Source organism: Pseudokineococcus basanitobsidens (assembly GCF_037482545.1).
In the GTDB taxonomy this organism is placed as follows: domain Bacteria; phylum Actinomycetota; class Actinomycetes; order Actinomycetales; family Quadrisphaeraceae; genus Pseudokineococcus; species Pseudokineococcus basanitobsidens.
In genome coordinates this window covers 1-5,468 of sequence record NZ_JBBIAA010000053.1, presented here as the reverse complement: position 1 = coordinate 5,468, position 5,468 = coordinate 1, and the positions used below count along the sequence as shown (strand labels likewise).

The window sequence follows — 5,468 nt, the reverse complement described above, 5'->3', positions numbered from 1 at the left end:
CACCTGAGCACCATCACGTCTCAACAGGCTTGACAGGTTCCGAGGAGACCGTCGCGGTGGAACTGGCTCAGACCGGAACCACCGGGCCAGGTCTGCAAGTAGCCGCGCCCGGGCGAGCGGGCGCAACGAACAACACCGTCTTCACCATCGGCACGAGCAACGCAACCGCGTTGGTGGCCCGCGAAGCCAGCCGCATGTACGACATCCTCGAAGCAGGCTCCGACGATCCCGAAGACGCGCCGCTGCCGGACCCGCAGTACCACCCGCTGCTCGTGAGAGCCCTCCTCGCCCACGCCAGCAGTTGGGGCGAATGGGAGTCGCGACTGCGCCGCGAACTCGGCCTCACCAACCAGCAAGCCCGCCGCCACCTGACCGCGCTCCTGGGGTACGGCCGGCTCGACACCGACCGGCTCGGAACCGCCGCCACGAACAGGGCAGTGCTGGTCGGCGGGGGACTGATCGAACGCGACCAACGCCACACCTACGAGTTGCCGCTGCCGCCTTCGCTACGTGCGCGCGCAGAGTGGCACCGCTTCACCATCACCCTCGCCTATATGGTCCCCACCGTCGGGCAGCTCAACCGCTACCGGGGTGCCAAGGTCTACTTCGCCACGCCAGACACCCGACTCGCTGGCGGGGATCGGATCGATGCCGAACACAACTCGGTCAGACGGGGAAGCCTCCAACACGAGATCGTGCAGGGCACGCGCACGATGGTGTTCGGCGATGACGGCACCTTCCCGATCCACGTCGAGTGCATGGACGATGCCCAGCGGCTCCGCGCCGGGAAGACGGTTCGCTACGCGCTCGTGGTGTCCGTCGAGACTGCGGAACAGACGTCGACCACCATCCATGACGAGGTACGGGCGAGACTGCGCCAGCAGGTTCGCGATCGCGCACGCGGTCGGGTGCAGAGTTGAGTTGGCTTCCTAGCTGGCCCGCTGTCACTGCTCGGCGTCGGCAAGAAGGGCCGTGAAGGTAGTCCGATGTCGACTTATGAGGAATGGTATCGGCGGTTCTTGCTAGTCAGCGAGACAACCGCGGATAAGGCCCTTGCGGTGCAAGAACTACTCACCCTGGCCGGCGGGATCGATGGCTCCGCTCTCTCCGCCAAAGAGAGATCAGCGCTTCGATTCGTCTGTTCCTCCCTCGTTATCAACGCGGGAACGGACCTCGCCGACGCGACGATCCTTCAAGCGGGACAAGAGCTTGCTTCGCGCGCACAGGGCGAGACTGACCCGACTGAGCCGTTGCACTTCCAATGCATGTACAACGTTGCGAACGCGATCGTCGGTGCCTGCGATCTCGGTTTGCCCCCAAAAGGCCCCCGCGAAGTTTGGCTTCCGGCGCTCATAGAAAGCCGCCGCTCAAGTCGATTCGAGCTTCGACGCGCGAGGCGAATGTTCCTGGATGTCGGGTCGTCCCGGCAGGCCGATCCACACACTCGATCTGCCGCGTACTGCAATCTTGCGAACAGTCTCGACCACTCTGGACGGTGGGCCGAAGCATATGACTTCTACCTGCGGGCACTGGAAGCCGATCCGACGAACGGTAATGCCGCGGGCAACCTGGCTCAACTCTTGCTGAGTCGAATCCATACGGGAGTCGGGCAGACTGGCCACATCGCCGCCGTCTACGACAAGTACGTGAAGATGGCACAGTCGCTGCGAGACGGCACGATCGGCTTCGCCGGGTCAGCCACGGCCAACCGCTGGGACGGCCTTGAGCCCACGGACAGCTTGGGTCACCTCGTTCATGGCCTGGATGATCCCGAGGACGAATATCGTCAGTGGGTTGCGACGTACCGACTCGCATTGTCACCCGCGGTCGAAGGTCTCGGCACCGAAGACGCACATTGGGACAGCGCCGCTATCGAGATCCTGTATGGCAGCTCGCCGGAGGAGATGTCGCCGCCGATCCTGGCGGAGATGAACGTCCTGAAGTCGGACTTCCTCGTCTCCCGTCAGTTGGCGTACGAAGGCTACGTGCAAGTCGCCGAGGGACCGCAGCAGAAGGACGACGACACCGGGTACTACATCGAGACGCTCGACTACTCGCTTTACGGACTCCAGTACTCGAAGCTGTTCCTCGCCCAGCGGTCAGCGCTAGATGTTCTGGACAAGACTGCCGTTGTTGCCAACGAACACTTTGGCGTCGGCGACGAAGCGCGAAGAGTTTCATTCCGCAAGTTCTGGGCGAACAAGGACGGGGTGGTCCGGCCAAGCCTCACGAAGAGTCCAGCGCGCTCGCTGCCTCCGCACGCGCTGTCTGAACTCGCGTACGACATGGAGGGGGACGGCATGTACGCCCCCATCTCAGGCGCTTCGAAATGCCGGAACGCATCGGATTGTCTATGCCGCGTTCCTGGACGACACAGGAATCACCATCGACGCGCGCAGTCGAATCCACCTGTTCGAGCTGGTGGAATCAACCGTCCTGGCCCTCCAGGTCACCAGGTCCGCGTACCTCTACCTGATCGACCTTGTCTCAAGTTGGAATCACCCCGATGACCATGTCGGCACCTACGCGCCGTTTCCTTCGTTCGAGTACATGCAGTTTCCCGAAGATCCCGAACAGGAGTCGCCGTCCGAGGCGCCGGAGGCCGCTGCGCCGGAGGCCGCTGCGCCGGAGGCCGCTGCGCCGGCCGGGGAGAACTCTGAGGAGTCCGATTCGCGTGACGAGGCTTGAAGTGGGACCGCTCAGGTGACCGACGGCTTGCAGCGCATGCAGGATGTGGCCCGGGAAGAGGGAGGAAACTTGATCCTGGCACTATCCAGGCGGGAGGAAACACGCCTGTGGATGCGATCGTTCGAATGTGCCTCGTTGTGAATTGACGTCCCGTGCTTCACATCTACCTCGATCAGTTCGCGTGGATCGGACTCGCCAAAGCGGCGCATGGGCGCCCGGACGGCGCGCGCTACCGCGATGCACTTGAGATGTGTCGGGCCGCGAGGGTGCGCGAAGTGGCGTCTTTCCCACTCGATCTGTATCGGTACTGGGAGACAGCCAAGAACCACAACGACGGGTCCAGGAACCGGGCTCATCCCAATCCAGGGTGTAGGCGCGGTCTGAAGCCTCCGGTCTCGAGCAAGCTTCTGGCGATGTAGTTGGTGAGGTTGCGGAACCCGAGCGCGGAGCCGCGGAGGTGCTCGAGGCGGCCATTGATCGCCTCCGTCGGACCGTTGGATGTGCCGGGTCGGTCGAAGTAAGCCAGAACGTCGTCGGCGCGCTTGTTCAAGGTCCGTCCGAGCGTGTTGAGCTCGACCAGTGCTTTCGGGATACCGCTGCTGAGCGATCCGATGAGGTTGGTCATCAGCTCGCGACCGCGGCGTCGGTCCTCGTGCCGGTAGGCGGCGATCATGCGCTGATAGATGCCCCAGGTCGCCTCGACCTCGACATGGTTCTCGGTCGCGAACAACGCCCTCAGCCGGGAGGCCTGCTTGTCGGTGAGCAGGTCGGCGCCGGTGTGCAGGGTCCGCCTGGCCGAGTAGAGCGGGTCTCCCTTCATCCCGCGGTGGCCGTAGATGGCTTGCTGCACACGCCGGCGGCACCGGTCGAGTGCGTCGCCGGCGAGGCGGCCGACGTGGAAGGGATCCATGACCGCGACCGCGTCGGGAAGTTCCTCGGTGGTCGCGGTCTTGAAGCCGGTGAACCCGTCCATCGCCACAACCTCGACACCGTCGCGCCAGGAGTCGGGGCGGGCGGCGAGCCAGGTCTTGAATGCCTCCTTCGAGCGGCCCTCAACCATGTCCAGCAGTCGTGCCGGCCCGGTGCCATCGCGGATCGGGGTGAGGTCGATGACCACGGTGACGTACCGGTCGCCACGCCTGGTGTGGCGCCACACGTGCTCATCGACGCCGACGACCTTCACGCCGTCGAACCGGTCGGCGTCGTCGATCAGGACCCTCTTGCCCTCGGCCAGGACCGCGTCGTTGGCGGTGTCCCAGGCGACGTCGAGCCCCTCGGCGATCCGGGCAACAGTGAGGTGCTGCACGACGAGCGCTTCGAGTGCCCACCGCAGCCCGCGGCGCGAGAGCTTCGCCCGTGGCTCGGCCGCGCGGGTGGTGTCTTGGCGCCACACGTGTCCGCAGCCGGTGCAGCGGTAGCGACGCACCGCGACCTCAAGGACGGTGGGTCGCCACCCCAGCGGCTCGTGCGCGAGTCGACGGATGACCGTGTCCCGAGCAGCGCCCTCGGCGCCGCAGCGTCGGCACCACTCATCAGGGGTCAGGACCCGGCAGGCGAGCACCGCTCGCGCGGGCTCGAGGCGTTGACCGGTCACGACGAGGTCGAGCTCATCGAGGCGGCAGAACGTGGTCAGGTCAGGGCGGGCGAACGCGCCAGAGCGCTCGCCGACGGTAGCGTCAGACAAGTCGAGGTCTCTCGGATGCAGCGTGTAGGAACCTTCATCCTCGGGAGACCTCGACGTCTATCCCGGGACCGCCACGCCAACGCCAACTACACCCTCATCTGGGATGAGCCTCTTTGACCTGTCCGGCTGTCGAGGATACGTCGGCTCCACGTCGGGCCAACGGCTTTCGCGGCATATCCTCCCTCGCTGCGCTCACTCCGGTATTCCACGTCCGTTGCTCCCTCCCGTTCCACTCGCCGTGAATCCCTCGATTGCCGGCAGGCAAAGAAAAACGGTTGGTTGAGGGAAGGGCAGAGCAATGGCTGAGCGGATCACGGTCTACACCACAGGCCCCAGCTGCGCGCGCTGCACGCTGACCAAGAACGTGCTCACCAGCAAGGGAATCGAGTACGACGAGGTGAACATCCGAGACAACGAGGATGCCCGCGCCTACGTCGTCGGTGACCTCGGCTACACCGAAGCACCCGTGGTCGTCGTCACCGACGAGGATCACTGGTCCGGGTTCCGTCCCGACCACATCAACCGCATCGCAACCCACTGATAAGGAGAACGACCATGTCCATCCGCACCATCACCGGAAACCTGGCAGCCGATCCCGAAGTTGTGCAGGCGGGAACCATCCAGATCACCAAGCTCCGCGTCATCGAGACCACGGGGGAGTACCGGCAGGGCAGGTACCAGCCCCACGACACCCCCACCACCCACTTCGTCGAAGCCCGGTTCGAGCTCGGGCAGAGCGCCGCCGCCTCACTCCACCGAGGGGATGCCGTCATCGTCATCGGACGCGAACACACCGCCAGCTGGGGCGACGAGAGCAACAAGCAGTACGGCCGCGTCATCGACGCTGACAGCATCGGCGCCGACCTCACCCGAGCAACCGCCGCGGTCACCCGCAACGCGCGCGACGACCAGCCGCAGTGATGTCCGCGACCACTGAGAAGATGGGGCGGCAATCTGGCCGCCTCGCCAACGGGTTGACCATAGGAGGGAACTACCAATGACTACGCGCGCTGCCACCGCTGTCATCGTCCGAGTGGCCATGCTCACGAACGAAGGCGACGAGAGGGCGGTTCACTACGGCCCGTTCCTGCCCCAC

Annotated in this window: 4 protein-coding genes and 1 pseudogene; 4 read left to right on the top strand and 1 reads right to left on the bottom strand. The window is 64.9% G+C overall.

The genetic code is table 11. The features are described 5' to 3' along the window. Both WDZ17_RS17140 and WDZ17_RS17135 read left to right on the top strand, forming a co-directional pair. Positions 1-920: pseudogene (locus tag WDZ17_RS17140) on the top strand (peptidase S8); the annotation flags it as partial. Between the two features lie 66 nt (positions 921-986). Then, entirely contained in the window at positions 987-2,510 is a 1,524-nt protein-coding gene (locus WDZ17_RS17135) for an LA2681 family HEPN domain-containing protein (protein ID WP_339576389.1), read from the top strand. A gap of 530 nt (positions 2,511-3,040) precedes the next feature. Here the strand turns inward: WDZ17_RS17135 and WDZ17_RS17130 are convergent. Beyond that, positions 3,041-4,372: an ISL3 family transposase gene (locus tag WDZ17_RS17130; protein ID WP_339576388.1), complete on the bottom strand. Its 1,332-nt coding sequence runs from the start codon at positions 4,370-4,372 to the stop codon at positions 3,041-3,043. 298 nt (positions 4,373-4,670) lie between these two features. Here WDZ17_RS17130 and WDZ17_RS17125 point away from each other — a divergent pair, with 298 nt between their 5' ends. Both WDZ17_RS17125 and WDZ17_RS17120 read left to right on the top strand, forming a co-directional pair. Beyond that, the gene (locus WDZ17_RS17125) at positions 4,671-4,913 is read left to right on the top strand and encodes a glutaredoxin domain-containing protein (RefSeq protein ID WP_339576387.1); all 243 of its coding nucleotides are present in this window, start codon (positions 4,671-4,673) and stop codon (positions 4,911-4,913) included. Positions 4,914-4,927: 14 nt separating this feature from the next. After that, positions 4,928-5,293, top strand: coding sequence for a single-stranded DNA-binding protein (locus WDZ17_RS17120; RefSeq protein WP_339576386.1), 366 nt, complete (start codon positions 4,928-4,930; stop codon positions 5,291-5,293). Positions 5,294-5,468: the final 175 nt, after the last annotated feature.

What these genes read in the sequence shown, in the direction of transcription:
- WDZ17_RS17135 (WP_339576389.1), top strand. Translation starts at nt 987, where the DNA reads ATGTCGACTTATGAGGAATGGTATCGGCGGTTCTTGCTAGTCAGCGAG.
- WDZ17_RS17125 (WP_339576387.1), top strand. Translation starts at nt 4,671, where the DNA reads ATGGCTGAGCGGATCACGGTCTACACCACAGGCCCCAGCTGCGCGCGC.
- WDZ17_RS17120 (WP_339576386.1), top strand. Translation starts at nt 4,928, where the DNA reads ATGTCCATCCGCACCATCACCGGAAACCTGGCAGCCGATCCCGAAGTT.